32 protein-coding genes, 2 tRNA genes and 3 rRNA genes are annotated in these 26078 nt (G+C 45.6%); 35 read left to right on the top strand and 2 right to left on the bottom strand.

Annotation, left to right across the window (positions count from 1 at the left end; all coding sequences use genetic code 11):
- The first annotated feature begins 13 nt into the window (after positions 1-13).
- The 26 genes from rplX (at position 14) to H70737_RS26595 (ending at position 15924) form a co-directional block, all read left to right on the top strand.
- Positions 14-367 (top strand): 50S ribosomal protein L24, encoded by a 354-nt coding sequence (gene rplX / locus H70737_RS26720; RefSeq protein WP_076286851.1) that lies wholly within the window; start codon positions 14-16, stop codon positions 365-367.
- A 31-nt stretch (positions 368-398) separates the two neighbouring features.
- Positions 399-941 (top strand): 50S ribosomal protein L5, encoded by a 543-nt coding sequence (gene rplE, locus H70737_RS26715; protein WP_042131222.1) that lies wholly within the window; start codon positions 399-401, stop codon positions 939-941.
- Between the two features lie 49 nt (positions 942-990).
- Positions 991-1176: a type Z 30S ribosomal protein S14 gene (locus H70737_RS26710; protein ID WP_013312154.1), complete on the top strand. Its 186-nt coding sequence runs from the start codon at positions 991-993 to the stop codon at positions 1174-1176.
- A gap of 32 nt (positions 1177-1208) precedes the next feature.
- Entirely contained in the window at positions 1209-1607 is a 399-nt protein-coding gene (rpsH, locus tag H70737_RS26705; RefSeq protein WP_036680560.1) for a 30S ribosomal protein S8, read from the top strand.
- 30 nt (positions 1608-1637) lie between these two features.
- On the top strand, positions 1638-2180 hold the full coding sequence (gene rplF / locus H70737_RS26700) for a 50S ribosomal protein L6 (RefSeq protein WP_042192166.1): 543 nt from the start codon (positions 1638-1640) through the stop codon (positions 2178-2180).
- 84 nt (positions 2181-2264) lie between these two features.
- Entirely contained in the window at positions 2265-2633 is a 369-nt protein-coding gene (gene rplR, locus H70737_RS26695; RefSeq protein WP_042131220.1) for a 50S ribosomal protein L18, read from the top strand.
- A 27-nt stretch (positions 2634-2660) separates the two neighbouring features.
- Positions 2661-3158 (top strand): 30S ribosomal protein S5, encoded by a 498-nt coding sequence (rpsE, locus tag H70737_RS26690; RefSeq protein WP_036652980.1) that lies wholly within the window; start codon positions 2661-2663, stop codon positions 3156-3158.
- A 14-nt stretch (positions 3159-3172) separates the two neighbouring features.
- On the top strand, positions 3173-3358 hold the full coding sequence (gene rpmD, locus H70737_RS26685; RefSeq protein WP_036680567.1) for a 50S ribosomal protein L30: 186 nt from the start codon (positions 3173-3175) through the stop codon (positions 3356-3358).
- 40 nt (positions 3359-3398) lie between these two features.
- Complete coding sequence (rplO, locus tag H70737_RS26680; protein ID WP_036680569.1) at positions 3399-3839, top strand: 50S ribosomal protein L15; 441 nt, start codon at positions 3399-3401, stop codon at positions 3837-3839.
- On the top strand, positions 3839-5137 hold the full coding sequence (gene secY, locus H70737_RS26675) for a preprotein translocase subunit SecY (RefSeq protein ID WP_042192164.1): 1299 nt from the start codon (positions 3839-3841) through the stop codon (positions 5135-5137). The genes rplO and secY overlap by 1 nt, the downstream gene beginning before the upstream one ends.
- Before the next feature lie 96 nt (positions 5138-5233).
- Complete coding sequence (locus H70737_RS26670) at positions 5234-5878, top strand: adenylate kinase (protein WP_042192162.1); 645 nt, start codon at positions 5234-5236, stop codon at positions 5876-5878.
- A gap of 4 nt (positions 5879-5882) precedes the next feature.
- Entirely contained in the window at positions 5883-6635 is a 753-nt protein-coding gene (gene map, locus H70737_RS26665; protein WP_042192159.1) for a type I methionyl aminopeptidase, read from the top strand.
- 11 nt (positions 6636-6646) lie between these two features.
- On the top strand, positions 6647-6955 hold the full coding sequence (locus H70737_RS26660) for a KOW domain-containing RNA-binding protein (protein ID WP_042192158.1): 309 nt from the start codon (positions 6647-6649) through the stop codon (positions 6953-6955).
- A 2-nt stretch (positions 6956-6957) separates the two neighbouring features.
- Entirely contained in the window at positions 6958-7173 is a 216-nt protein-coding gene (gene infA / locus H70737_RS26655) for a translation initiation factor IF-1 (RefSeq protein ID WP_036652996.1), read from the top strand.
- 53 nt (positions 7174-7226) lie between these two features.
- Positions 7227-7340 carry a 50S ribosomal protein L36 gene (gene rpmJ, locus H70737_RS26650; protein ID WP_003322638.1) on the top strand — a complete coding sequence of 38 codons (114 nt, stop codon included), beginning with the start codon at positions 7227-7229 and terminating at the stop codon, positions 7338-7340.
- 19 nt (positions 7341-7359) lie between these two features.
- Complete coding sequence (gene rpsM, locus H70737_RS26645; RefSeq protein WP_036680583.1) at positions 7360-7728, top strand: 30S ribosomal protein S13; 369 nt, start codon at positions 7360-7362, stop codon at positions 7726-7728.
- Between the two features lie 19 nt (positions 7729-7747).
- Complete coding sequence (gene rpsK / locus H70737_RS26640; RefSeq protein WP_019908251.1) at positions 7748-8143, top strand: 30S ribosomal protein S11; 396 nt, start codon at positions 7748-7750, stop codon at positions 8141-8143.
- 130 nt (positions 8144-8273) lie between these two features.
- A complete protein-coding gene (locus H70737_RS26635) occupies positions 8274-9218 on the top strand; it encodes a DNA-directed RNA polymerase subunit alpha (protein WP_036680585.1) in 945 nt (314 codons plus the stop codon).
- Positions 9219-9251: 33 nt separating this feature from the next.
- A complete protein-coding gene (gene rplQ / locus H70737_RS26630; RefSeq protein WP_019908254.1) occupies positions 9252-9617 on the top strand; it encodes a 50S ribosomal protein L17 in 366 nt (121 codons plus the stop codon).
- A gap of 300 nt (positions 9618-9917) precedes the next feature.
- Positions 9918-10712, top strand: a complete 795-nt coding sequence (gene truA, locus H70737_RS26625) for a tRNA pseudouridine(38-40) synthase TruA (RefSeq protein ID WP_042192157.1) — start codon at positions 9918-9920, stop codon at positions 10710-10712.
- 217 nt (positions 10713-10929) lie between these two features.
- Positions 10930-11367 carry a 50S ribosomal protein L13 gene (gene rplM / locus H70737_RS26620; RefSeq protein WP_036680589.1) on the top strand — a complete coding sequence of 146 codons (438 nt, stop codon included), beginning with the start codon at positions 10930-10932 and terminating at the stop codon, positions 11365-11367.
- 20 nt (positions 11368-11387) lie between these two features.
- On the top strand, positions 11388-11780 hold the full coding sequence (gene rpsI / locus H70737_RS26615; protein WP_025706574.1) for a 30S ribosomal protein S9: 393 nt from the start codon (positions 11388-11390) through the stop codon (positions 11778-11780).
- 235 nt (positions 11781-12015) lie between these two features.
- A complete protein-coding gene (locus tag H70737_RS26610; RefSeq protein WP_042192155.1) occupies positions 12016-12708 on the top strand; it encodes a phosphoadenylyl-sulfate reductase in 693 nt (230 codons plus the stop codon).
- 37 nt (positions 12709-12745) lie between these two features.
- Positions 12746-13915 carry a sulfate adenylyltransferase gene (sat, locus tag H70737_RS26605; protein ID WP_042192153.1) on the top strand — a complete coding sequence of 390 codons (1170 nt, stop codon included), beginning with the start codon at positions 12746-12748 and terminating at the stop codon, positions 13913-13915.
- A gap of 78 nt (positions 13916-13993) precedes the next feature.
- Positions 13994-14734 carry an N-acetylmuramoyl-L-alanine amidase CwlD gene (gene cwlD / locus H70737_RS26600; protein WP_042192151.1) on the top strand — a complete coding sequence of 247 codons (741 nt, stop codon included), beginning with the start codon at positions 13994-13996 and terminating at the stop codon, positions 14732-14734.
- A gap of 89 nt (positions 14735-14823) precedes the next feature.
- A complete protein-coding gene (locus tag H70737_RS26595) occupies positions 14824-15924 on the top strand; it encodes an Mrp/NBP35 family ATP-binding protein (protein ID WP_042192149.1) in 1101 nt (366 codons plus the stop codon).
- Positions 15925-15982: 58 nt separating this feature from the next.
- Here the strand turns inward: H70737_RS26595 and gerD are convergent, their stop codons facing one another.
- Positions 15983-16654 carry a spore germination lipoprotein GerD gene (gene gerD, locus H70737_RS26590; RefSeq protein WP_042192146.1) on the bottom strand — a complete coding sequence of 224 codons (672 nt, stop codon included), beginning with the start codon at positions 16652-16654 and terminating at the stop codon, positions 15983-15985.
- Positions 16655-16783: 129 nt separating this feature from the next.
- Here gerD and H70737_RS26585 point away from each other — a divergent pair, with 129 nt between their 5' ends.
- Positions 16784-17374: a KinB-signaling pathway activation protein gene (locus H70737_RS26585; RefSeq protein ID WP_042132517.1), complete on the top strand. Its 591-nt coding sequence runs from the start codon at positions 16784-16786 to the stop codon at positions 17372-17374.
- 279 nt (positions 17375-17653) lie between these two features.
- Complete coding sequence (locus tag H70737_RS26580) at positions 17654-18475, top strand: PPK2 family polyphosphate kinase (protein ID WP_042192144.1); 822 nt, start codon at positions 17654-17656, stop codon at positions 18473-18475.
- Positions 18476-18525: 50 nt separating this feature from the next.
- Here H70737_RS26580 and pdaB read toward each other — a convergent pair whose 3' ends face one another.
- Positions 18526-19329 carry a polysaccharide deacetylase family sporulation protein PdaB gene (gene pdaB, locus H70737_RS26575; RefSeq protein ID WP_042192142.1) on the bottom strand — a complete coding sequence of 268 codons (804 nt, stop codon included), beginning with the start codon at positions 19327-19329 and terminating at the stop codon, positions 18526-18528.
- A 108-nt stretch (positions 19330-19437) separates the two neighbouring features.
- On the opposite strand from pdaB, the gene H70737_RS26570 reads away from it, so the two are divergent.
- From H70737_RS26570 to H70737_RS26540, 7 genes are all read left to right on the top strand, one after another.
- The gene (locus H70737_RS26570) at positions 19438-20049 is read left to right on the top strand and encodes a stage II sporulation protein M (RefSeq protein WP_042192138.1); all 612 of its coding nucleotides are present in this window, start codon (positions 19438-19440) and stop codon (positions 20047-20049) included.
- Between the two features lie 252 nt (positions 20050-20301).
- Complete coding sequence (locus tag H70737_RS26565) at positions 20302-20532, top strand: hypothetical protein (RefSeq protein WP_036680631.1); 231 nt, start codon at positions 20302-20304, stop codon at positions 20530-20532.
- Positions 20533-20890: 358 nt separating this feature from the next.
- Positions 20891-22448, top strand: a 16S ribosomal RNA gene (locus tag H70737_RS26560).
- Between the two features lie 124 nt (positions 22449-22572).
- Positions 22573-22689 (top strand): 5S ribosomal RNA (gene rrf, locus H70737_RS26555).
- A 45-nt stretch (positions 22690-22734) separates the two neighbouring features.
- Positions 22735-22811 (top strand) — tRNA-Ile (locus H70737_RS26550).
- A gap of 20 nt (positions 22812-22831) precedes the next feature.
- Positions 22832-22907, top strand: a tRNA-Ala gene (locus tag H70737_RS26545).
- Between the two features lie 170 nt (positions 22908-23077).
- Positions 23078-26005, top strand: a 23S ribosomal RNA gene (locus H70737_RS26540).
- Together the 16S, 23S and 5S rRNA genes with 2 tRNA genes alongside form the textbook arrangement of a ribosomal RNA operon.
- Positions 26006-26078: the final 73 nt, after the last annotated feature.

The following is a 26078-nucleotide window of genomic DNA, read 5'->3' as shown; positions in this document are numbered from 1 at the left end:
GGAGGTGTAATAAATGCCTAGAGTGAAAAAAGTTCTGGAATCCCATAACAATAAACTGCACGTGAAGAAAGATGATGTGGTGCTTGTGATTAGTGGTAAAGACAAAGGCAAAAAAGGCCGTGTCATCGCTGCTTATCCTCGTGAAAACCGCGTTCTGGTAGAAGGCGTCAATATGGTGAAAAAACACCAAAAGCCGAACCAGCTGAATCCACAGGGTGGAATTATTGAGCAGGAAGCTTCGATTCATGTGTCCAACGTAATGCACATCGATCCGAAGTCCGGCAAAGTAACACGTATCGGTTACAAAGTATTGGACAACGGTAAAAAAGTTCGGATTGCTAAAAGATCCGGAGAGATTATCGACTAATCTAGCCCTTAAGAAAGGAGGTTAAATCTTCATGGCAGCAAGAATGAAAGAACGTTATCTCAACGAAATAACACCTGCTTTGATGCAGAAGTTTAACTATACAACTGTTATGCAAGTGCCTAAGATCGAGAAGGTTGTCATCAACATGGGTGTAGGTGACGCTGTTCAAAACTCCAAAGTACTTGATGCTGCAGTTAATGACATGCAGTTGATCGCTGGTCAAAAACCAGTAATCACTAAAGCTAAAAAATCCATCGCTGGTTTCAAACTACGCGAAAATATGCCGATTGGGGTTAAAGTAACACTGCGCGGCGAGCGTATGTATTACTTCTTGGACAAATTGTTCAACGTAACGCTTCCACGCGTACGTGACTTCCGTGGTGTTTCCACTAAAGCCTTTGACGGCCGTGGTAACTACACACTTGGTCTTAAAGAACAATTGATCTTCCCCGAGATCGAATATGACAAAGTGGATAAAGTCCGCGGTATGGACATCGTTATTGTAACGACTGCTAAGACGGACGAGGAATCCCGCGAGCTGCTGGGTCAGCTGGGAATGCCTTTCGCAAAATAAAGTCGGTTAATCCATTTTCTCCGAAAATGTTTAGGAGGTGTCAGGCTAAGTGGCAAAAACTTCGATGAAAGTTAAACAACAACGTACGCCTAAGTTTAAAGTACGTGCATATACACGTTGCGAACGTTGTGGTCGTCCACATTCGGTACTGCAAAAGTTCAAAATTTGCAGAATTTGTTTCCGTGAATTAGCTTATAAAGGCCAGATCCCTGGCGTGAAAAAAGCAAGTTGGTAAGAAGTTTATAAACGGGAAGGAGGTTTACACACATGACTATGTCTGATCCTATTGCAGATATGCTTACTCGTATTCGTAACGCTAACATTGTGCGTCACGAAACGGTAGAAATGCCTGCTTCTACTATGAAGAAACAAATCGCTGACATTTTGAAGCGTGAAGGTTTCATCCGCGATGCGGAATTCGTTGAAGATAGCAAACAAGGGATTATCCGTATCTTCTTGAAATACGGCCCTAACCAAGAGCGTGTTATTTCTGGTTTGAAAAGAATCAGTAAACCAGGCCTTCGCGTATACACGAAGAGCAATGAAGTGCCTCGTGTACTCGGTGGTCTAGGAATCGCGATTATCTCCACATCTAAGGGAGTTATGACCGACAAAGAAGCTCGTCAATCAAAATCTGGCGGAGAAGTTGTCTGCTACATTTGGTAATAAACGTCACAAGATAAGGAGGTGCAACACATGTCTCGTATTGGTCGTAAACCAATCGCAGTACCTAGCGGTGTAGATGTCACTTTGGACAACGCCGTTATTACAGTAAAAGGTCCAAAAGGTTCTTTGACTCGTGAGCTTCATAAAGACATGAAGGTTACAGTTGAAAATAACGAAATTACCGTTGTTCGTCCGTCGGATAACAAATTGCATCGTTCACTTCACGGCACAACCCGCTCCGTTGTCAACAACATGGTAGCAGGCGTGACTGAAGGTTTCTCGAAATCTCTGGAATTGGTTGGGGTCGGATATCGTGCAAGCAAATCCGGAGATAAAGTCGTTCTGAACGTTGGTTACTCCCACCCGGTTGAAATTACACCGGAAGCAGGTATTGAGTTTGAAGTTCCTGCGAACACGAAGATCATCGTTAAAGGTATCGATAAAGAACGCGTTGGCGCATATGCTGCTAAAATTCGTTCCGTTCGTGAGCCAGAACCGTATAAAGGTAAAGGTATCAAATATGAAGGCGAGCGTATCATCCGCAAAGAAGGTAAAGCTGGTAAGAAGAAATAACCAGTTTAAACTTAATTGTAAGATACCCCGTGCATCTTAAAGTGAAGCTGTTTACGGCAAACTGAAGGGAGTGAAAGGGAAGTCATGATTACAAAAGAAGATAAAAACAAGGCTCGTCTCAAAAGACACCTGCGTGTTCGTAAGAAGATCCAGGGAACTACTGAGCGTCCACGTTTGAACGTATTCCGTTCTTCAAAACACATCTACGCTCAACTGATCGATGATGTTAAAGGGGTTACTATCGTATCCGCTTCTACACTTGATAAAGAACTGAGCGCTAACATTGGTAATGGCGGCAGCGTTGAAGCTGCAGCGAAAGTTGGCCAATTGGTCGCTGAGCGTGCTAAAGAAAAAGGCTATGCAGTGGTCGTATTCGACCGCGGAGGTTACTTGTACCATGGACGAATTCAAGCATTGGCTGACGCAGCTCGTGAAGCTGGTCTTGAATTCTAGAATAATTCTTAAAAGGAGGTTAACGACTTGCGTGTAGATCCGAACAGTTTAGAACTGACAGAAAGAGTTGTACACATTAACCGTGTAGCAAAAGTTGTAAAAGGCGGACGCCGTTTCAGCTTTAGTGCACTCGTTGTTGTGGGCGATGGCAATGGCTACGTCGGTGCTGGTATCGGTAAAGCCGGCGAAGTTCCGGATGCCATCCGTAAAGGCATTGAAGACGCCAAGAAAAACCTGATTCACATTCCAATCGTAGGAACTTCGATTCCCCATCTCGTTACTGGCCACTTCGGCGCAGGACGCGTGTTGCTGAAACCAGCATCAGAGGGTACTGGCGTTATCGCTGGCGGTCCAGTTCGTGCGGTATTGGAATTGGCAGGCGTTGGCGACATTTTGACAAAATCACTGGGTTCTTCGAATTCCATGAACATGGTCAATGCAACTTTGGAGGGACTTTCCCGTCTGAAACGCATTGAAGAGGTCGCGAAACTTCGCGGCAAATCTGTCGAAGAATTGCGCGGTTAAGGAGGGGAACGTCAATGGCAAAATTGCAAATTACCCTCGTACGTAGTGTAATCGGACGTCCAGAAACACAACGTGTTACTGTTAAGACGCTCGGCCTACGTAAACTCAACACGACAGTGGTTCACAATGACAGTCCTGCAATTCGCGGAATGATCAACAAAGTGAGTCACTTGCTATCTGTAACTGAAATTGAAGGCTAATCGCCTCGTATAAATTAACAAACATAAGGAGGTGCAAACGATGAAGTTACATGAACTTGCTCCAGCTCCTGGTTCCCGCAAAGAACGCAATCGCGTTGGTCGTGGACCAAGTAGCGGAAATGGTAAAACTTCCGGTCGCGGTCACAAAGGTCAAAACTCACGTTCTGGCGGTGGTGTTCGTCCGGGCTTCGAGGGTGGACAAAATCCGCTCTATCGTCGTCTGCCTAAACGTGGTTTCGTCAATCCTACCCGTAAAGAGTATGCGATTGTGAACCTTGAAGATCTGAATAGCTTTGCAGAAGGAACAGAAGTGACTCCGCAGTTGTTGCTTGAAACTGGTGTTGTCAAGAATTCCAAAAGCGGCATTAAGATTCTCGGCAATGGTGAGTTAACCGTTAAATTGACTGTACAAGCAAATAAGTTCTCTCAATCTGCGGTAGAGAAAATCGAGGCTGCCGGCGGTAAAACCGAGGTGATCTAATGATCAAGACGCTTAAGAATATCTGGCATGTGGAAGATTTGCGCAAAAAGATCCTGTTTACCTTGTTCATTCTGTTTATCTACCGTATCGGTTCGTTTGTTCCGGTTCCTGGTGTAAACAAAGATGTACTGGCAACAGCAAATCAAAGCGGTGACGCTTTGATGGGACTCTTGAACACCTTCTCGGGCGGAGCGCTCAAAAACTTCTCGATATTTGCGATCAGTATTTATCCGTACATTACAGCATCCATCATCGTGCAATTGCTGTCGATGGATGTTGTTCCTAAGTTTGCTGAATGGGCTAAACAAGGGGAGCACGGTAAAAAACAACTAGCGCAAATCACTCGTTACGGTACAGTGATATTAGCCCTGATCCAAGGTTTTGCTACGTCGATAGGGTTTAACCGGATTTATGGAACTCAAATGATGCCGAATGCGACATTTGCTGATTACTTGCTGGTTGCCATTATCTTGACGGCAGGTACTTCTTTCTTGATGTGGCTTGGTGAACAGATTACCGAAAAGGGAATCGGGAACGGGATTTCGATCCTGATTTTTGCGGGAATCGTCGCCGCCATACCGGGATATATCACAAGTACGGCTAACTCAAGCTTTATTCAGCCGGATCAAGTGTTCCTGAATATTCTTAAAGTCGTTATTGTGCTGATTGTGATTGTAGCGATTATTACAGCAGTTATCTTCGTACAGCAAGGCATTCGGAAGATTCCTGTTCAATATGCTAAACGCGTAGTCGGCAACAAAATGTACGGTGGACAGAACACACATATTCCGCTGAAAATTAATGCGGCAGGTGTAATTCCGGTTATCTTCGCCGTATCGTTGCTTCAGTTTCCAGTTGTTCTCTCCAGTTTCTGGTCAACACATGCCTGGGCACAATGGATTACCAAATATTTGGCAACCGATGCTCCGCTTGGTATGCTTCTGTATATAGTGATGATCATCGGGTTCACGTTCTTCTATACGTTCGTGCAGATGAATCCTCAACAGATGGCCGACAACATGAAGAAGAATGGTGGTTACATCCCAGGTATCCGTCCTGGTAAAGCTACTGAGAAATATCTGACTAGAGTAATGTCTCGTTTGACTATGTCAGGCGCGTTATTCCTAGCTTTGATCTCTGTACTACCGATGTTCTTCGGTGCTATATCGGGATTGCCCAAAGAAGTTCGAATTGGCGGTACTGCGCTGCTAATCGTAATCGGTGTGGCATTGGATACTATGAAGCAGATCGAGAGCCATTTGATCAAACGCCATTACAAAGGTTTCATCAATAAATAGGCGATAGGTTCCGGTGAAGCGTAATTTTTTATTCTTCCCGGCACCTATTGTGCTGTTTCTTGCTTGGTGGCGAACTTTTGGGGGGAGAGAGAAATCGTGAACATTTTATTCATGGGCCCTCCTGGGGCAGGCAAGGGAACACAAGCGGCTGAGATCATAAAAGAGTTTGGCATTCCGCATATTTCGACAGGAGATGCTTTCCGTTTGGCAATCAAACAAGAGACTCCAGTAGGATTGAAGGCTAAATCATTTATTGATCAAGGTTTGCTTGTACCAGATGATGTGACCATTGGTATAGTTGAAGAGCGGCTGCAGCAGTCCGATTGCGAAAAAGGATTTCTATTGGATGGTTTTCCAAGAACTCTTTCGCAGGCGGAAGCGCTGGATGAAATTCTAAGCCGTTTGAATACTTCTTTGAATCATGTCATCAACTTGAATGTTGACCGTGGACTGTTGATGGCGCGTCTTACTGGACGTCGTATCTGCACAGTTTGCGGAGCATCCTACCATTTAATCTTCAACCCGCCGAAGCAAGATGGCATTTGCGACATTGATGGCGGTGAATTGTATCAACGTCCGGATGACAACGAAGAAAGTGTAGGCAAGCGTCTGGATGAGTATGATAATAAGACAGCGCCGCTGCTTGCGTTTTATGATAATAAAGGTCTTTTGCGTCAGGTAAATGGGGAAAACGAAATCAATGTCGTTTCTTCTGAAATCGTATCTTTATTGCGGGGTTAATGTAATGATCATTTGTAAATCCGAACAGGAACTTGCCTTTATGAGGGAAGCTGGTCGAATTGTTGCCGAGAGTCACCGTCTTATTGCTGAGGCCATTGAGCCTGGCATTACAACGGGCGATCTCGACAGAATCGCCGATCAATACATTCGCAGTCAAGGTGCTGTGCCGTCTTTCAAAGGCTACAACGGTTTTCCTGCCAGCATTTGCGCTTCAGTCAACGAACAATTAGTGCATGGATTTCCAGGTAAACGCAAACTGATCGAAGGTGATATTGTAACGCTGGATATCGGTGCAGAATACCGCGGTTATCACGGTGATTCCGCCTGGACCTACGGTGTGGGCAGCATTTCCGAAGAGGCTCAGCGTTTGCTGGACGTTACGGAAGGCTCCTTGTACGCGGGACTGGCGTTAGTTAAGCCGGATGTGCGCTTGTTTACAATCTCCCATGCTATCCAGCAATACATCGAAGAGGCTGGTTTCTCAGTCGTACGTGAGTATGTTGGTCATGGTATTGGGGCAAAACTGCATGAAGAACCGCAAATTCCGAATTATGGCATAGCGGACCGCGGACCACGTCTGAAACCGGGTATGGTACTCGCGATTGAGCCGATGGTAAACGTAGGAAAGAGACATGTCAGAACGCTGGAAGATAACTGGACTGTCGTTACGGTGGATGGCTCCCTATGTGCTCACTTTGAGCATACAGTAGCAGTTACTCCGGACGGCATGGAAATTTTCACAAAACTGAATGCGTAGGTGATCTCCACTTGAATACTGTGAGCAGCCCGCAGGTTGGTCAATTAGTGAGAATTCTCAAAGGCAAAGATGCCGGAGAGGCAGCCGTTGTTATCGCAGTTGTTGATAGCAGATTTGTATACATTGCAGATGGAGACAAACGTAAGTTTGATGGGCCAAAGAAGAAGAATATTCTTCATCTTGAGCTCATACCCTTCATCAGCAGTGAGGTTGTGAACAGTTTGGAAGAAACTGGGCGGGTAACAAACGGAAAGCTGCGTTACGCAGTCATGAAGTATGCTGGCCCAACCGGAATAAGTGCTTATGAGAAAGGAGACTAACTGTGGCTAAGGAAGATGTCATTGAAGTAGAAGGTACTGTCCTTGAACCGTTGCCAAATGCAACGTTTAAGGTTGAGCTTGAGAACGGTCATCAAATACTTGCCCATGTATCCGGTAAATTGCGGATGCACTTTATCCGTATTTTGACCGGAGACAAAGTGGTCGTGCAGTTATCGCCTTATGATTTATCAAAAGGTCGTATAACTTACCGTAAATAGATGGGAACTACGAAAAAAGTTTTGCTTCGCAAAACTTTGAGGAGGTAATTAACATGAAGGTAAGACCTTCTGTAAAGCCCATTTGCGAGAAATGTAAAGTAATCCGCCGCAAAGGGACTGTTATGGTGATTTGCGAAAATCCGAAACACAAACAAAAACAAGGTTAAGAAGGGGGTGTAGCGTAAAATGGCTCGTATAGCTGGAGTGGATTTGCCACGTGACAAACGCGTTGAGATCGCCTTGACTTATATTTTCGGAATCGGTAAAACGACTTCTCAGAAAATTCTTAATGAAACAGGCATTAGCGCTAATACACGTGTCCGTGATTTGACGGAAGATGAAGTCAGCAAACTGCGTGAAACGATCGACAAAACGGTTAAGGTTGAAGGTGACCTGCGTCGTGAAATTTCCTTGAATATTAAACGTCTTACTGAGATCGGCTGTTACCGCGGTGTTCGTCACCGTCGTGGATTGCCTGTTCGCGGTCAACGTACTAAAACCAATGCCCGTACCCGGAAAGGCCCGCGTCGTACGGTAGCAAACAAGAAGAAATAATAAGGGGGGATAAGAGACAATGGCTAAACCGAAAAAAGTCGTACGTACCAAACGTCGCGACCGTAAAAATATCGAATCCGGCGTGGCACATATTCGTTCCACGTTCAATAACACCATCGTTACCATCACAGATCCTCACGGAAATGCAATTTCCTGGGCAAGCTCCGGCGGCCAAGGATTTAAAGGTTCCCGTAAGTCGACTCCATTCGCAGCGCAAATGGCAGCTGAGTCAGCAGCTAAAGCAGCTATGGAGCACGGCATGAAGTCGGTTGAGGTTATGGTTAAAGGACCGGGCGCGGGCCGCGAAGCAGCCATCCGTTCCCTTCAAGCTGCAGGGCTTGAAGTTAACCTTATTAAAGACGTAACTCCGGTTCCTCACAATGGATGCCGTCCGCCGAAACGTCGTCGCGTATAGTGAAATCAGTATTGTAAATGTGGTATAATTCTGACGCATCTGCTAATAATAGGTGTTTAGGCATACTACATGATGCACCTGATGGGGTGACAGTTTCATATAGGAGCGACGTTGAAGGAGGGGTAAACTCGTGATAGAAATCGAAAAGCCGAAGATTGAGACCGTAGAAGCTAATGATGAAGGTACCTATGGGAAATTCGTAGTTGAACCGTTGGAACGTGGGTATGGCACGACTCTGGGGAATTCACTTCGCCGGATATTGCTTTCTTCGCTTCCAGGAGCCGCAGTGACTTCGGTCCAAATTGACGGCGTTCTGCATGAGTTCTCGACCGTTCCAGGCGTAATGGAAGATGTGACGGAGATCATTCTGAACCTTAAAGCCTTGTCCCTGAAGATTCATTCAGACGAGGAAAAAGTGTTTGAGATTGATGCCGAAGGGGAAGGCATCGTTACCGCAGGTGATATCCGTGCGGACAGCGATGTTGAGATCCTCAACCCGGATCTTCACATTGCAACGCTGGGACCTGGTGCGAGACTTCACATGCGTATTTTTGCAGGCCGTGGTCGCGGCTACGTCCAAGCGGACCGGAACAAACGCGACGATCAGCCAATTGGCGTTATCCCGGTTGACTCCATCTACACTCCTATTTCACGCGTTAACTACGGCATAGACAATACACGTGTTGGTCAAGTGACTAACTACGACAAATTGACGCTTGAAATTTGGACAGATGGCAGTATTAGACCGGAAGAGGCTGTAAGCCTCGGAGCCAAAATTTTGAACGAGCACCTCGTATTGTTCGTAGGTCTTACGGACGAAGCGAAAGACGCCGAAATTATGGTTGAAAAAGAAGAAGACAAAAAAGAAAAAGTGCTAGAGATGACAATCGAAGAGCTTGATCTTTCTGTCCGTTCCTACAACTGCCTCAAACGTGCTGGTATTAATACCGTACAAGAGCTTACCACGAAGACTGAAGAAGATATGATGAAGGTGCGTAACCTTGGTCGTAAATCTTTGGAAGAAGTTCAGGAGAAGCTTGAGGAACTTGGTTTGGGACTACGTACAGAAGAATAACTACAGATTGTTACAGTAAAGGAGGGAAAACACATGGCATACCAAAAATTGGGCCGTGATTCCAGTGCGCGTAAAGCGTTATTTCGCGACATGGTAACGGATCTATTTTTATACGAGCGCATCCAAACAACGGAAGCTAAAGCGAAAGAAGTTCGTTCTATCGCTGAAAAGTTGATCACTAAAGCTAAAAAAGGCGATCTTCATGCTCGTCGTCAAGTAGCTGCATTTGTTCGCCGCGAGACTGTTGATGGTGAACAAGATGCAATTCAAAAATTGTTCTCTGACATTGCTCCTCGTTACACAGAGCGTCCAGGTGGATACACTCGTATCCTGAAACTCGGACCTCGTCGTGGGGACGCTGCGCCTATGGTTTATCTTGAATTGGTAGACCGCGCGTAGTATCACAAGTATTGATTTCCGATGCTTCCCTTTCATCCGGCCCTCTTTGGAGTAAAGATGGGGGAAATATCAGCGTTATTGTGCTGCAGAGGCGCAAGACTCTGCTGTACTAATAACCGTGGGAATCACCTTGGTTCAATTGAAGGAGCTCCCGCAGGGGCTCTTTTTTTTGAAGTAATGGAGTGAAGTGTTAATGGATGCCGTCCTTCTAGGGACGGCAAAGCCATTTCTTCCTCTTGAATAAGATCAGACAGTGCTTCGATCGACGTTTCTGCTGAACGGTTTAAAAAGGAGAACGGAATGCGTAATCTATTGATGAAGGTCAATTATGACGGAACAAATTATGATGGCTTTCAGACCCAGCCTCAGGGCAATACGATTCAAGATCGGCTGGAGCAAGCGATACTCCATCTGACAGGTGAGGAGCTTAAGATTACTGCTTCTGGTCGAACAGATGCCGGAGTACACGCCTACGGTCAGCCTTTTAACTTTACGACCTCCTCTCGAATCCCACTTGAACGTTGGTGTCTGGCGCTTAATGCCCGGCTGCCACAAGATATCGTGGTTACTGAGGCTAGGGAAGTACCGCTGACGTTTCACTCTCGTAGAGGAGCTAAACGTAAAACTTACCGATACACGATTAACGGCAACAGGTTTCCAGACCCGTTTCAACGGCGCTGGCAGCTTCATCATCCGGTGAGGTTGGACATTCCTGCGATGCAGCAAGGCTTAACGCATATTTTAGGGACACATGACTTCACTTCGTTTGCTTCACGGAGGTCTACTAAGGCCTCTCATGTACGAACGATCTTTGAAGCTCATATGGAAGTAGACCGCAGTATGTGCCGACCCTCTTCATTAGATCAGGGAGTGATCCAAACTTATATAACGGGTAGTGGATTTCTTCAGCATATGGTTCGCATTATTATGGGGACTTTGATCCATGTGGGTGAAGGTAAAATAGATGCTGATCATGTTGCTGAGATATTGGCGGCATGTGATCGTTCTGCTGCTGGTCCAACAGCTATGGCCAAGGGGTTGGCTTTGTGGAGTGTAGAATATGACGAGACTGAAAGTGAATCTTTTTTTCTATAAATTTCTTCCTGAATAATAGGCTGAATGTTTAAAAATCACTTGCACTTGTTATGTTTATACTGTAATATAAAAGTTGTGTTTTCTTGATGGCTATCCCACAGCCCCGATCAAGGAAATGCCAAAAAAATGCTTTGCTTAACTCACATAATTGTAATTCAATGAGAAACAAGATATACGAAACAGAAGATTTTCGTACGAGAACAAGGAGGAAACATTCATGCGTACCACCTATATGGCGAAGCCGAACGAAGTTGAACGCAATTGGCACATTATTGATGCCGAAGGCAAGACACTCGGTCGTTTGGCCAGCGAAGCCGCTGCTTTGATCCGTGGCAAACACAAACCGCAATTCACTCCACACGTTGATACAGGAGATTTCGTTATCGTAATCAACGCTGAGAAGATTCACTTGACCGGTAAGAAATTGCAAAACAAGAAATACTACCGTCACTCGATGCACCCAGGTGGCTTGAAAGTTACTAATGCTGAAACTTTGCTGAATACTAAACCAGAACGCGTAATTGAATTCGCTGTTCATGGTATGATTCCTAAGACTCGTCAAGGGGACCACATGAAGCTGAGATTGAAAGTATATGCAGGCGCCGAGCATCCACATGCAGCACAAAAACCTGAAGTTTACGAACTTCGCGGATAAGAATAGAGGAGGACAGTTTCATGGCACAAGTACAATACTATGGGACAGGTCGTCGTAAACATTCGGTAGCACGTGTTCGCCTTGTACCGGGTGAAGGACGCATTGTCATTAACAAACGTGAGATGGACGAATATTTCGGTGTGGAAACACTGAAAATGATCGTAAAACAACCTTTGAACCTGACTGAAACACTAGGCAACTACGATGTAATCGTTCTTGCACATGGTGGCGGCATTTCCGGTCAAGCTGGAGCAATTCGTCACGGTATCTCCCGTGCATTGCTTAAAGTTGACCCTGAATATCGCGGTGCGCTTAAGAAAGCCGGCTTCCTGACTCGTGACCCACGTATGAAGGAACGTAAGAAATACGGCTTGAAGGCTGCACGTCGTGCGCCTCAGTTCTCGAAACGTTAATATTTATCAAGAATTCAACCCTTGGCCTTTACGGTCGAGGGTTTTATTTTTTTTAGCAGCCCCTTTCGAACAAGAAATGGGCTTTTTTTGCATTCATTTACTAATTCTGAGGGTTGAAACTCATTGACTTCCTCAGTAAAAGTTATATACTATTTCATATAGAAATAGTTGGTTTTATTACTTCTTTTACCTCATTTATTCATACGATTAATATTTTGGATGGAGGAATACCTTAATGAACCTGCTCGAGAAAGAAGATTTGATCAGAATAAAGGCCGAAGAATTAGAGAGTGCTTCACCCGAGGATATTATCCGCTGGGCTGTAGAAACATTTCCTAACATTACTTTTGCCTGCAGCTTTGGTGCCGAAGATGTAGTGCTTGTTGATATGCTTCACAAAGTTAGTCCATCTACTGATGTCTTTTATCTCGATACAGATTATCATTTTAAGGAAACCTACGAAACCAGAGATTTGATGGCAGACAAATACGGATTAGAGTTTGTACGAGTGTCTCCGCAACTCACCACGCAGGAGCAAGCACTTCAATACGGTGATGCGTTATGGACGGTTGACCCAAATCAATGCTGTGGTATTCGTAAAGTTGAACCATTGACTCGTATATTATCTCAATATGAGGCATGGATTACTGGAATTCGTCGCGATCAAGCGCCTACCCGTGCAAATGCTAAAAAGGTCGAGTATGATTATAAATTTGGTTTAGTGAAGTTTAATCCTATTGCGGATTGGACGTCAGAAGATGTATGGAACTATATTCGTGAAAATGACGTAATCTATAACCCTCTACATGACCGTAACTATCCAAGTATCGGCTGTGAGCAATGTACACGTCAGGTTATGCCAGGTGAAGATCCGCGTGCTGGCCGTTGGTCTGGATCAGAGAAGACAGAGTGCGGATTGCACAAGTAAGACATATTCCTGTGGGAACATAGAAGGAGAGACTAAGATGACTTCAATACGTCCGCATGGCGGAGCTTTGGTAAACCGTGTAGTAGAGGGTACTGAAAGAGAAGAATTGCTAAATCTCGCACGTGACAGCAAGGCGATTGTCTTGAATACCTGGACTTTATCTGATTTGGATCTTATAGCTGTAGGTGCATTTTCACCATTAACTGGCTTTTTAAATGAGCAAGACTATCATTCAGTAGTAAAAAGCATGCGTTTAGCAGATGGAACAGTGTGGAGCATTCCAATAACACTGGCTGTAGAAGATGATGTGGCTGCCAGTTTATCAATTGGGGATAAAGTTTCTTTAATCGGTGAAGACGATGGCGAGATTTACGGTTTATTGGATATTGAGAGTATTTATACTGTAGATCAAACGATTGAAGCACAAAATGTCTTCAAGACAACAGATCCTGAACATCCTGGTGTGAGTAAGCTGTTGGCTCGTCCTGCAACTTATGTTGGAGGGCCGATTACAGTCTTGAACCGCCCACAGCCAGAGAAGTTCGGTGAATTTTATTTTGATCCTGCGGATACGCGGAAGATATTTGCTGAAAAGGGCTGGAGAACGGTTGTAGGCTTCCAAACACGCAATCCGGTCCACCGAGCTCACGAGTACATTCAAAAGTGCGCTATGGAGGTTGTAGACGCTCTATTCCTAAATCCACTTGTTGGTGAGACGAAGTCAGATGATGTACCGGCAAATGTACGGATGAAGAGCTATCTGGCGCTTTTGGAGAACTATTATCCTGAGGATCGTACCTTCCTTGGTGTTTTTCCGGCGGCAATGCGTTATGCAGGCCCTAGAGAAGCAATTTTCCATGCAATGGTTCGTAAAAATTACGGCTGTACCCATTTCATCGTCGGTCGTGACCATGCTGGGGTAGGTGATTATTATGGCACTTATGAAGCACAGGAAATTTTCTCGAATTTTAGTGCTGAAGAACTTGATATTACTCCATTATTTTTTGAACATAGCTTCTTCTGTAAAAAATGCGGGAATATGGCATCCAGTAAAACTTGCCCTCATCCTAGCGACGATCACATGACATTGTCGGGTACGAAGGTACGTGCTTTGCTCCGTGATGGCCAATGTCCTCCGCCAGAATTTACACGGCCTGAGGTTGCGCAGATTCTGATTGAAGGTATGACACAAGAAGTTACAGCTTAATCATTAACAGCTAGTACTATTTGACCTTCTTGTCCCATATAGATGAGTATTATCTATCGGGACGAGGGGGTCTTTGTTATGTCTGGCCGAAAGCAGAGTAAAGTCTCGGTCTGGATTTCATGGAGCAGTATCAAAAAAAGTATGCTTGGCGTGATGCTGCTAGCTATAATGATCGGAATTATTGCGTATGACATGCCTACCGCTAAAACACTAAATTATTGGAGTCTGCCCTTGTCAGGAAAAGTTATTGCTCTCGATGCGGGACATGGTGGAGCTGATGGAGGAGCGGTTAGCCGGGAAGGGCTAATTGAGAAAGATATTAATCTCGCGGTATCGCTTTATTTGCGTGATTATCTGCAGCAGGCAGGGGCTATTGTAGTAATGACTCGTGAAGGTGATTATGATTTGGCTCAGGAAGGTACTAAAGGCTATTCTAAGCGTAAGACAGAAGATCTTAAACAAAGAGTAAGAAGTATCGAAGAAAAAGGCGCAGACCTTTTTATAAGCGTTCACATGAACAGTGTCCCTTCCAATCGTTGGAGTGGAGCACAGACCTTTTACTACCCCAATCACAAGGATAATAAAGCTATAGCGGAGTTTGTGCAGAGTGAGCTGAAGACTACGCTGGAGAATACAGATCGTGTGGCTAAGACAGTGAATACTGTTTATCTGTTAAAAGCATTGAAAATACCAGCGGTACTTGTAGAAGTTGGCTTCTTATCACATCCTCAGGAATCTGCTCTACTTGGAAATGATGTCTATCAGCGTAAGGTTGCGACTAGCATTTATCGGGGGATTCTTCGGTACGCCTCAGAGTAGTCAGGACTACTCATGGGGAGACAGGTAATGCTATAATAGACAAAAACTCCGGAGAATTCTCAACCGGAAAGGAAACAGAGGTGCTTCCCATGCTGACTAAGGAACAAATTCAGGAAATACTGCAGCCATTAACAGACTCTGAAACTGGAAAAAGCCTTGTGGAACTACAGCTGATCCGTGACATTATGATTAAAGAAGACCGTATTTCTTTATCTATCATATGTCTGAATCCTGAAGAGCAAAGTCGCATGGATCTAGAACAACAGGTTCGTGAATTGCTTGAAGCGGGTGGGGTTTCTAATGTACATATCCGGCTTCGTGATGCAACCGATTATGAACGTGCTATACTTCGCGGAGAGAGCGTAGAGGATTTCGATGAACCTGGGAAACTTAAAGGACATGCTGCAGGCCTTGATGACCATGAATTAATTAGCGAGAGCTCTGGCGTGAACTTTATCGCTGTGGCCAGCGGCAAAGGTGGAGTTGGTAAGTCAACCGTAACGGTGAATTTGGCCGTAGCCCTTGCAAGAAAAGGGAAAAAAGTTGGTCTTATCGATGCTGATATTTATGGTTTCAGTATTCCCGATATGATGGGGATCGAAGAGGGACCAGTTGTAGAAGAGGGAACGATTATTCCTGTGGAACGTTTTGGAGTGAAGGTCATGTCTATGGGCTTCTTTATTCGTGAGAATAGTCCAGTTATTTGGCGGGGACCTATGCTGGGTAAAATGCTTCGCCAGTTCTTCAATGATGTTGGTTGGGGTGAACTTGATTATATGCTGCTTGATCTTCCCCCAGGTACTGGTGATGTGGCACTTGACGTGCATCAGATGCTGCCTCACAGCAAAGAGATTATAGTTACGACACCTCACGCTACCGCAGCGTTTGTGGCGGCTAGAGCGGGCTCTATGGCTCTACAGACAGATCATGAGATTATTGGAGTCATTGAGAATATGGCTTATTATGAGTGCACTGACTGTGGTAAGAAAGATTATATCTTTGGCAGAGGCGGAGGAGCGAGGCTTGCCGAGACGCTTCATACGGAGCTGCTTGCACAAATACCGCTAGGTGCACCGGACAACCATATTTCCGAACTGGATTTCTCACCTTCTGTATACAAAGAAGAGACACCATCAGGACAATTATTTGCAGAAATTGCTGATAAACTTATTGCCAAATATGAGCACTAACTCTTGTGCATAAAAAAGAGGCCTTCCCACACGTATTAGTGGGATAAGGCCTTTTTTTTTAAGAACTTGAATCATCGCCGCTGCCGCCGCCACTGCTTTCCTGTTTGTCGCCACCTTCGCTACCCTTTTCTTTTTTCTCTTTTGGTTCAAGTTCTTCTTGTACGACTTTTTTAAGTAAATTCAATACTTCCATGCGAAATAATGGAGTTTGCATGGATTCCTGCATGGTCTTCATGGATTGTTTACGGTAATCAGGTGTTTTAGTGAGATTTAAAAACATTGTCATCATTTCTGGAGACTTCATAATTTCTTCGACTGATTTCTGATAAGTGGGATCCTTAATTAGCTGTAGGTGTAGTTCCTTGCTTTGTGATTGAATGGCTTTAGCGAAATCGCCTGCGAATTTGGGATCAGTCATTATCTTCTCGATTTCCTTCTGATATTCCGGTGCAGTGAGAGTATTTTTAACAGCGAGCTTGATCTCCTCTGTTGTTTGAAGTGGCATCATCTTCATGCTCATTCCACTGGTACCGCTAGAGCTGGAGCTTGATAATGATTCCTCAACCGCTTTTTTACCCTCATCGCTTTTCAATATATCTAAAACCATGGTCTTCGTTTCTTTATAACTGCCTTGTCCGGAAGAAGAACTGCTCTGCTCACTTCCGCAAGCCGTTAAGGCCATAACAAAGCTCAATGCCAAACCCACAGATCCGATAAATCTCCATTTCATTGGCGCTGCCCTCCTTTATAGGATTCTCTAGATGTATTATGCCGAATTAGATCACATTTATGTTGTGGGTGTAATGGTGTTTTGTCGGTATCCTTGGTAAAATAAATCTGACAAGAGGAGGTGAATTGGCTGAGTATAAAAAAATGGTTTCATTTATTTTGGACTACCCTCCTTATAGGAGCGGGTGGGGCTGTAATCGCTGGTCTGGCACTGCAATTCGTAAATGGTAAGATTGATTTCAAAAGTGTCGGGGATTTCTTTTTATACCCGCTGATTCTGCTTGGCTACGGTATGCTTGTAAGCGTTTATTCGCAACTTGGTTTTTTTGCCTATTTGATTTTGAATTATATGGGCAACGGCGTTTTTCCACAAAAGGTTTGGAAATACATACAACTAGTGCTTTCTGTGCTCGCATTGCTTGAACTGATTTTTTTGCGTACCGTCGTTGGTGGGGAAAGAAATGTTATGTCTGATCTAATATTAGGAATCGTTATTTTGCTAGCAGCTATTATTGTGTCTTATTTCAAAGTAAAAAGTACAAACATCTCAGCTTTGATTCCAACCCTCTTTTTTATGACAGCTATTTCAATTGTGGAAGTTATTGGCGTGCTCCGTATAGGTGTTGATAGTGCAACGGTATTTATTGTTGTTCCGCTTATCGCTTGTAATGCATTCCAAATTTTGATGCTACACCGTATTCTGAAGCCGGCAGCCGGATAATGAATGGGGAAGGCACTAAACAAAGAACCCCGTGCTCTGATCTCAGAAGACGGGGTTTTTTGCTCTAACTGTATCTTAACGATTAAAATCTGATTGTAGAGGTTAATCTTAAAGAACGATACGCTCACAAAACTAAGCGTATGCTTTCGAAGTGAGTTTTGTACGAAGCGTTCCTATGATGCATATGCTTTACAAAACTTAGTAGATGCTTCCGAAGTGAGTTTTGTACGAAGTAACACAAGTGTAGTAACGCTCACAAAACTTTTAGGAGGGGAATATATGGACATCAAGCGCTATATGATAAAAGACACAAAAGAAATCCGGCTTAACAAGCTGGATCCGGACGACACAGGTGTTTTTAAATCCAAAAAAGAAGTAGAAGCCAAAACAGAAGAGCTTAAAGCACGTTTGGCAGAGCTCCAAGATATTTTGTTTGCTCAGAAAAAGCATTCGCTGCTTGTTATTCTGCAAGGAATGGATTCCAGCGGTAAGGATGGCACGGTTAAGCATATTTTTTCAGGCATTAATCCACAAGGGTTTATAGTGACCAGCTTCAAGAAACCATCTCTAGAGGAAGAGGCTCATGATTTTCTATGGAGGGTTCATCAGAAGACACCCCCTAAGGGATATATCTCTGCATTTAACCGCTCGCATTATGAAGATGTATTGGTACCACGGGTACACGGAGGGTTAAAAAAGGATGACTTGAAGCGTCGCTTTCGTTACATACGGCAGTTCGAGGAAATGCTGGTGGAAGAGGGGACGACAATTATCAAGCTTTTTCTGCATATTTCTAAAGAGAAGCAGCTGAAGAAGATTAAGGAACGGCTTGAAGATCCCAAAAAACATTGGAAATTCGATGCAAGTGATCTCCAGGAGCGGGAGTATTGGGATGATTACCAAGAAGCATATGAAGATGTTTTCAAGGAATCTAGCATAGATAAAGCACCCTGGTACTGGATACCCGCCAATCATCAATGGTACCGCAACTATTTGACCTTATCCATCGTTGTAAAGACACTGGAGAGTCTGGATCTGAGCTATCCGAAGCTGAATACCCCCACACCTGACATATCGGAACTCATTTCTCCACGTCATTAATCCTTTGGACAGATCAACATCCATTACGGCACCAGAGATTGAATGTGTTTTTACAGCCCAGCTGCGTCCTCAATGGCATTACTCAGTGAAGCTGAGTCGCGGACTTCTTTACCTTCGGTGTTGCTTTGACTAATCAGCTCAGAGACGGTAACGAATTCATAACCTTGTCTGCGGAGCTCGTCGATAATGAGTGGAAGTGCTTCATGTGTTTGTTTACAGGAATCACTGGCATGTAGAAGGACGATATCACCTGGATGCGCTTTTGTCGTTACACGCTTCACGATATTGTCTACGCCGATGTTCTTCCAGTCCAGGGAGTCTGTATCCCATTGAATGACCTTGTAGCCGAGATCGCTGGCAACCTGAAGGACTCTTTTGTCAAAATCACCATTAGGCATACGAATCAAATTGGGTTCAGTGCCGGTTAATTCGGTAAGTACGGTGTGAGCCGTTGAGATCTGTGTACGAATTTCTTCGTTGCTTAGTGTGCTGTAATTGACATGTTTATGACCATGACTTCCAATTTCAAAACCTGCATTCTTAATGTTAGTTACAATGTCTGGGTGAGTCTTACTCCATGGAGACGATAGGAAGAAGGTGGCTTTGTCCACTTTCTTGTCTTCAAGTACCTTCAAAATTGGTTCGGGTCTTTTCTCCCCCCAGCTAATATCGAAGGTCAGGGCAATCAGCTTCTTCTCTGTTGGTACACTGTAGATCGCGGAAGGTCCGGATTCAGAAAAAACGGTTATGTTTCCCCTCTCGACATAGACAACTCCAGCAGCAAGAAGCACAGCGGCGAAGATATAGATGAATCGTTTAATCTTTTTGCCGCTGAATACATAAAAAGAATTCATAATGACAGCGCTCCTCTCCCATGCGAAATGCTTGTTTGTTCTAAATGTATGCTCGTACCGCAAGGTTATGACCTAAGAAACAGAGATCACAATTTCAGGAGGGTATTTATGTTGTCGTTCTTCACGTTTATTAAAGATCTAAAAACGATCCGGAAGGCTTTATTGCTATCCTGTCTGCTCTTCGCAGTAGGAGCGGTTATAGGGTGGGTAGCTACTAGCAGTCTGGAAAAGCTATTGGTTCAGCAATTAGAGGGGCTCAGTGAAATCAGTGGCAACCTTAGAGATTCTTCTAATCCGCAATGGAGCTTCTTTGTATTTATATTTTTGAATAACAGCATCAAGGGTGTTCTTATCATATTTTTAGGAGCGTTGTTCGGTATACTGCCAGCCATATTCTTATTTATTAACGGAGCGGTTATCGGCTATCTGATTCATTTATCAGCACTGCAAGGACAGGATTTATTCGAACTAATAGTAAAAGGACTGCTGCCACATGGGATTATAGAGATTCCAGCAATCATTATTGCTTGTGCATTTGGACTTCAGTTCGGCGGGAAAGTAGTTGCAAGTCTGTTTAGCTCATCCACTAAAAAAGTGAACAGAGGTGTTGAGTGGTCTTCGTTCATGCGTCAAACACTTACGGCATCTATTTGGACAATAATCCTGTTATTTGTTGCAGCCATCATTGAAAGCACAATAACTTTTTCTCTTTTATCATAAAACTTCCGAGAATGGAGCATAACATTAAAGCTATTCATCCAAGGATTGCCTAAAGGTCAGAAGTATATAATCGTGACGAAACCATAAAGGGAATTTTTAATAATTATGGTTATAAAAAGAGTACTCCGGTTAATCTAGTGTAAGAGGATCTTAAGGCAGCTTTCTCCATGAGATGGACTAACTAATTATGTACAAGGGGTTTTTGGTTTTAGTGAATGTGTTACTTGCAACTTCATGAAGGAGGCCAAGCATATGTTGGGAATGTTGTTCAACGAAAAAGAATGCAAGGAACTGGATTATGTTTTGCGGAAAGAACTTGATGAGATGCTGTTAGATTTGAGCGATCAGCGCTTGGACCAAAATATCAGGCATGCCATCGCCAATAGATATAAGACTGTATTTCGTATGTATGCTCGTTTTGCTCCTCAGAAAGAGCTTTCCAAGTATGCGTGGGGTGGACGTTCTTCTCAGTATAAACACTAAGGATAAGCGGTAAATGCAAGAGTCTTATATGAATTTAAGATTTTTTAATAAAATAGCTTGACTAAAAAGGAGTGCTCGTGATAAATTATATCTCGCGCTCCTTTTGCTTGTGTAAAAGGGAAGCGGAAGGCAAGAAAAGTTGAAAAAAACTTTTTCAAAAAAAAGACTTGCCAAACAACGAAACACTGTGATATATTATAAAGGTCGCCGCTGACAAACAACGACGACGAAATGAGAGACATTGATCTTTGAAAACTGAACAACGAGTGAGTGGGAAATCACGAAAGTGATATCCAAAATTAGAGAATTAATTTTCTCGTCAGATGTTTCAAAATGAGCATATCGCTCTTTTCAATACTAATTGGAGAGTTTGATCCTGGCTCAGGACGAACGCTGGCGGCGTGCCTAATACATGCAAGTCGAGCGGAGTTACTTTGAAAGCTTGCTTTCAAAGTAACTTAGCGGCGGACGGGTGAGTAACACGTAGGCAACCTGCCCCTTAGACTGGGATAACTACCGGAAACGGTAGCTAATACCGGATAATTTCTTTTTTCTCCTGAAGAAAGAATGAAAGACGGAGCAATCTGTCACTGAGGGATGGGCCTGCGGCGCATTAGCTAGTTGGTGGGGTAACGGCCCACCAAGGCGACGATGCGTAGCCGACCTGAGAGGGTGAACGGCCACACTGGGACTGAGACACGGCCCAGACTCCTACGGGAGGCAGCAGTAGGGAATCTTCCGCAATGGACGAAAGTCTGACGGAGCAACGCCGCGTGAGTGATGAAGGTTTTCGGATCGTAAAGCTCTGTTGCCAGGGAAGAACGTCCGGTAGAGTAACTGCTATCGGAGTGACGGTACCTGAGAAGAAAGCCCCGGCTAACTACGTGCCAGCAGCCGCGGTAATACGTAGGGGGCAAGCGTTGTCCGGAATTATTGGGCGTAAAGCGCGCGCAGGCGGTCATTTAAGTCTGGTGTTTAAACCTTGGGCTCAACCTGAGGTCGCACTGGAAACTGGGTGACTTGAGTACAGAAGAGGAAAGTGGAATTCCACGTGTAGCGGTGAAATGCGTAGATATGTGGAGGAACACCAGTGGCGAAGGCGACTTTCTGGGCTGTAACTGACGCTGAGGCGCGAAAGCGTGGGGAGCAAACAGGATTAGATACCCTGGTAGTCCACGCCGTAAACGATGAGTGCTAGGTGTTAGGGGTTTCGATACCCTTGGTGCCGAAGTTAACACAGTAAGCACTCCGCCTGGGGAGTACGGTCGCAAGACTGAAACTCAAAGGAATTGACGGGGACCCGCACAAGCAGTGGAGTATGTGGTTTAATTCGAAGCAACGCGAAGAACCTTACCAGGTCTTGACATCCCTCTGAATCCACTAGAGATAGTGGCGGCCTTCGGGACAGAGGAGACAGGTGGTGCATGGTTGTCGTCAGCTCGTGTCGTGAGATGTTGGGTTAAGTCCCGCAACGAGCGCAACCCTTAACTTTAGTTGCCAGCAAGTAATGTTGGGCACTCTAGAGTGACTGCCGGTGACAAACCGGAGGAAGGTGGGGATGACGTCAAATCATCATGCCCCTTATGACCTGGGCTACACACGTACTACAATGGCCGGTACAACGGGAAGCGAAGCCGCGAGGTGAAGCCAATCCCATCAAAGCCGGTCTCAGTTCGGATTGCAGGCTGCAACTCGCCTGCATGAAGTCGGAATTGCTAGTAATCGCGGATCAGCATGCCGCGGTGAATACGTTCCCGGGTCTTGTACACACCGCCCGTCACACCACGAGAGTTTACAACACCCGAAGTCGGTGGGGTAACCCGCAAGGGAGCCAGCCGCCGAAGGTGGGGTAGATGATTGGGGTGAAGTCGTAACAAGGTAGCCGTATCGGAAGGTGCGGCTGGATCACCTCCTTTCTATGGAGAATCGTCTTCTGCAATGAAGACATTCAAATCGGAAGTTAAACTTCCACAATAGAACCTTCGGGTTCGAACACTCACTCGTGTTCAGTTTTGAAAGAGTAAGTCTCTTTCATATACGTTTGGTGGCGATAGCGGAGGGGTTCCACACGTACCCATCCCGAACACGACCGTTAAGCCCTCCAGCGCCGATGGTACTTGGACCGAAGGGTCCTGGGAGAGTAGGACGCCGCCAAGCGGACAACCATTCTTTGGTTGATTCACAATGTTATATATGTTATATGGGCTTTTAGCTCAGTTGGTTAGAGCGCACCTCTGATAAGGGTGAGGTCGGTGGTTCGAGTCCACCAAGGCCCACCATATAACTTTATATCTTTTATGGGGCCATAGCTCAGCTGGGAGAGCGCCTGCCTTGCAAGCAGGAGGTCAGCGGTTCGATCCCGCTTGGCTCCACCATAATTTTTAATTCAATAACTTCTTTAAACATTGATCCTTGAAAACTGGATACCGAAACGAATTTGCGTTTTAGAACATCTTTTAGCAACTTGTGTAAACAAGTAAATGTTATTAGTGAGATGATTCCAAAAGAAATGTCATTGTATGATATTTTCCTGCGGAAAAATCAAGGTTAAGCTAATAAGAGCACACGGAGGATGCCTAGGCGCCAGGAGCCGACGAAGGACGTGGCGAACAACGAAACTGCCTCGGGGAGCTGTAAGCAAGCTTTGATCCGGGGGTGTCCGAATGGGGAAACCCAGCTGTGGTAATTCGCAGTTACTCATCTCTGAACACATAGGAGATGTAGAGGCAGACCAGGGGAACTGAAACATCTAAGTACCCTGAGGAAGAGAAAACAATAGTGATTCCGTCAGTAGCGGCGAGCGAACGCGGAACAGCCTAAACCTAAGAGCTTGCTCTTAGGGGTTGTGGGACGTCTCACATGGAGTTACAAAGGAATATGGTAGGTGAAGAGGTCTGGAAAGGCCCGCGATAGAGGTAAAAGCCCTGTAACCTAAACTGTGTTCTCTCCGAGACGGATCCCGAGTAGTGCGGGGCACGTGAAACCCCGTATGAATCCAGCAGGACCATCTGCTAAGGCTAAATACTACCTGGCGACCGATAGTGAAACAGTACCGTGAGGGAAAGGTGAAAAGCACCCCGGAAGGGGAGTGAAATAGAACCTGAAACCGTGTGCTTACAAAAAGTCAGAGCCCTATTAATGGGTGATGGCGTGCCTTTTGTAGAATGAACCGGCGAGTTACGTTTAACATGCAAGGTTAAGTCGAGAAGACGGAGCCGCAGCGAAAGCGAGTCTGAATAGGGCGATTGAGTATGTGGACGTAGACCCGAAACCGTGTGATCTACCCCTGTCCAGGGTGAAGGTGCGGTAACACGCACTGGAGGCCCGAACCCACGCATGTTGAAAAATGCGGGGATGAGGTGGGGGTAGCGGAGAAATTCCAATCGAACTCGGAGATAGCTGGTTCTCCCCGAAATAGCTTTAGGGCTAGCCTCGGTATAAGAGTAGTGGAGGTAGAGCACTGATTGGGTGCGGGGTCCGCAAGGATTACCAAGCTCAGTCAAACTCCGAATGCCATATACTTATTGCCGGGAGTCAGACAGTGAGTGCTAAGATCCATTGTCAAAAGGGAAACAGCCCAGACCATCAGCTAAGGTCCCCAAGTGTGTGTTAAGTGGGAAAGGATGTGGAGTTGCACAGACAACCAGGATGTTGGCTTAGAAGCAGCCACCATTGAAAGAGTGCGTAATAGCTCACTGGTCGAGTGACTCTGCGCCGAAAATGTAACGGGGCTAAACACACCACCGAAGCTATGGCTAGATACTATGTATCTGGGGTAGGGGAGCGTTGTATGTGGGTTGAAGGTGTACCGTAAGGAGCGCTGGACAGCATACAAGTGAGAATGCCGGTATGAGTAACGAAAAGATCAGTGAGAATCTGATCCGCCGAAAGCCCAAGGTTTCCTGAGGAAGGCTCGTCCGCTCAGGGTAAGTCGGGACCTAAGGCGAGGCCGAAAGGCGTAGTCGAAGGACAACAGTTTGAAATTACTGTACCACCGTAATCCGCTATGAGCGATGGGGTGACGCAGGAGGGTAGTGACGCGGACTGATGGATATGTCCGTCTAAGCAGTGAGGCTGATGTGTAGGCAAATCCGCACATCGTTAAGGCTGGGCTGTGATGGGGAGCGAAAATTATAGTAGCGAAGGTCATGATCTCACACTGCCAAGAAAAGCCTCTAGCCAGGAGAAGGTGCCCGTACCGCAAACCGACACAGGTAGGCGAGAAGAGAATTCTAAGGCGCGCGGAAGAACTCTCGTTAAGGAACTCGGCAAAATGACCCCGTAACTTCGGGAGAAGGGGTGCCCCGGTAGTGTGAATAGCACGAGGGGGCCGCAGTGAAAAGGCCCAAGCGACTGTTTAGCAAAAACACAGGTCTGTGCGAAGCCGCAAGGCGAAGTATACGGGCTGACGCCTGCCCGGTGCTGGAAGGTTAAGGGGAGTGGTTAGGGGTAACCCGAAGCTATGAACCGAAGCCCCAGTAAACGGCGGCCGTAACTATAACGGTCCTAAGGTAGCGAAATTCCTTGTCAGGTAAATTCTGACCCGCACGAATGGCGTAACGACTTGGGCGCTGTCTCAACGAGAGATCCGGTGAAATTTTAATACCTGTGAAGATGCAGGTTACCCGCGACAAGACGGAAAGACCCCATGGAGCTTTACTGCAGCTTGATATTGAATTTGGGTACGATCTGTACAGGATAGGTGGGAGCCGTAGAAATCGGAGCGCAAGCTTCGGTGGAGGCGCCGTTGGGATACCACCCTGATCGTATCTAGGTTCTAACCTAGTACCCTAACCGGGTACGGGGACCGTGTCAGGCGGGCAGTTTGACTGGGGCGGTCGCCTCCTAAAGAGTAACGGAGGCGTTCCAAGGTTCCCTCAGAATGGTTGGAAATCATTCGAAGAGTGCAAAGGCATAAGGGAGCTTGACTGCGAGACCTACAAGTCGAGCAGGGACGAAAGTCGGACTTAGTGATCCGGTGGTACCGCATGGAAGGGCCATCGCTCAACGGATAAAAGCTACCCTGGGGATAACAGGCTTATCTCCCCCAAGAGTCCACATCGACGGGGAGGTTTGGCACCTCGATGTCGGCTCATCGCATCCTGGGGCTGAAGTAGGTCCCAAGGGTTGGGCTGTTCGCCCATTAAAGCGGTACGCGAGCTGGGTTCAGAACGTCGTGAGACAGTTCGGTCCCTATCTGTCGTGGGCGCAGGAAATTTGAGAGGAGCTGTCCTTAGTACGAGAGGACCGGGATGGACGTACCGCTGGTGCACCAGTTGTTTCGCCAGAAGCATGGCTGGGTAGCTACGTACGGACGGGATAAGCGCTGAAAGCATCTAAGCGTGAAGCCCCCCTCAAGATGAGATTTCCCAATTAGTAAGACCCCTTGAAGACGACGAGGTAGATAGGTTGGAGGTGGAAGTGCAGTAATGCATGGAGCTGACCAATACTAATCGGTCGAGGGCTTATCCTATACTTAAAACGCAAATTCGATTCGGATTCAGTTTTCAGGCATCAAGCCTGAGCATTTACGCTGTAAATGCCCG

The sequence above is a fragment of the Paenibacillus sp. FSL H7-0737 genome (assembly GCF_000758545.1).
Taxonomy (GTDB): Bacteria; Bacillota; Bacilli; order Paenibacillales; family Paenibacillaceae; genus Paenibacillus_AQ.
Note: the sequence above shows the minus strand (reverse complement) of the source record. Positions and strands in the feature narration are given on the sequence as shown.

What these genes read in the sequence shown, in the direction of transcription:
- rplX (WP_076286851.1), top strand. Translation starts at nt 14, where the DNA reads ATGCCTAGAGTGAAAAAAGTTCTGGAATCCCATAACAATAAACTGCAC.
- rplE (WP_042131222.1), top strand. Translation starts at nt 399, where the DNA reads ATGGCAGCAAGAATGAAAGAACGTTATCTCAACGAAATAACACCTGCT.
- rpsH (WP_036680560.1), top strand. Translation starts at nt 1,209, where the DNA reads ATGACTATGTCTGATCCTATTGCAGATATGCTTACTCGTATTCGTAAC.
- rplF (WP_042192166.1), top strand. Translation starts at nt 1,638, where the DNA reads ATGTCTCGTATTGGTCGTAAACCAATCGCAGTACCTAGCGGTGTAGAT.
- rplR (WP_042131220.1), top strand. Translation starts at nt 2,265, where the DNA reads ATGATTACAAAAGAAGATAAAAACAAGGCTCGTCTCAAAAGACACCTG.
- rpmD (WP_036680567.1), top strand. Translation starts at nt 3,173, where the DNA reads ATGGCAAAATTGCAAATTACCCTCGTACGTAGTGTAATCGGACGTCCA.
- rplO (WP_036680569.1), top strand. Translation starts at nt 3,399, where the DNA reads ATGAAGTTACATGAACTTGCTCCAGCTCCTGGTTCCCGCAAAGAACGC.
- secY (WP_042192164.1), top strand. Translation starts at nt 3,839, where the DNA reads ATGATCAAGACGCTTAAGAATATCTGGCATGTGGAAGATTTGCGCAAA.
- map (WP_042192159.1), top strand. Translation starts at nt 5,883, where the DNA reads ATGATCATTTGTAAATCCGAACAGGAACTTGCCTTTATGAGGGAAGCT.
- rpmJ (WP_003322638.1), top strand. Translation starts at nt 7,227, where the DNA reads ATGAAGGTAAGACCTTCTGTAAAGCCCATTTGCGAGAAATGTAAAGTA.
- rpsM (WP_036680583.1), top strand. Translation starts at nt 7,360, where the DNA reads ATGGCTCGTATAGCTGGAGTGGATTTGCCACGTGACAAACGCGTTGAG.
- rpsK (WP_019908251.1), top strand. Translation starts at nt 7,748, where the DNA reads ATGGCTAAACCGAAAAAAGTCGTACGTACCAAACGTCGCGACCGTAAA.
- rplQ (WP_019908254.1), top strand. Translation starts at nt 9,252, where the DNA reads ATGGCATACCAAAAATTGGGCCGTGATTCCAGTGCGCGTAAAGCGTTA.
- truA (WP_042192157.1), top strand. Translation starts at nt 9,918, where the DNA reads ATGCGTAATCTATTGATGAAGGTCAATTATGACGGAACAAATTATGAT.
- rplM (WP_036680589.1), top strand. Translation starts at nt 10,930, where the DNA reads ATGCGTACCACCTATATGGCGAAGCCGAACGAAGTTGAACGCAATTGG.
- rpsI (WP_025706574.1), top strand. Translation starts at nt 11,388, where the DNA reads ATGGCACAAGTACAATACTATGGGACAGGTCGTCGTAAACATTCGGTA.
- H70737_RS26610 (WP_042192155.1), top strand. Translation starts at nt 12,016, where the DNA reads ATGAACCTGCTCGAGAAAGAAGATTTGATCAGAATAAAGGCCGAAGAA.
- sat (WP_042192153.1), top strand. Translation starts at nt 12,746, where the DNA reads ATGACTTCAATACGTCCGCATGGCGGAGCTTTGGTAAACCGTGTAGTA.
- cwlD (WP_042192151.1), top strand. Translation starts at nt 13,994, where the DNA reads ATGTCTGGCCGAAAGCAGAGTAAAGTCTCGGTCTGGATTTCATGGAGC.
- H70737_RS26595 (WP_042192149.1), top strand. Translation starts at nt 14,824, where the DNA reads ATGCTGACTAAGGAACAAATTCAGGAAATACTGCAGCCATTAACAGAC.
- gerD (WP_042192146.1), bottom strand. Translation starts at nt 16,654, where the DNA reads ATGAAATGGAGATTTATCGGATCTGTGGGTTTGGCATTGAGCTTTGTT.
- H70737_RS26580 (WP_042192144.1), top strand. Translation starts at nt 17,654, where the DNA reads ATGGACATCAAGCGCTATATGATAAAAGACACAAAAGAAATCCGGCTT.
- pdaB (WP_042192142.1), bottom strand. Translation starts at nt 19,329, where the DNA reads ATGAATTCTTTTTATGTATTCAGCGGCAAAAAGATTAAACGATTCATC.
- H70737_RS26570 (WP_042192138.1), top strand. Translation starts at nt 19,438, where the DNA reads ATGTTGTCGTTCTTCACGTTTATTAAAGATCTAAAAACGATCCGGAAG.
- H70737_RS26565 (WP_036680631.1), top strand. Translation starts at nt 20,302, where the DNA reads ATGTTGGGAATGTTGTTCAACGAAAAAGAATGCAAGGAACTGGATTAT.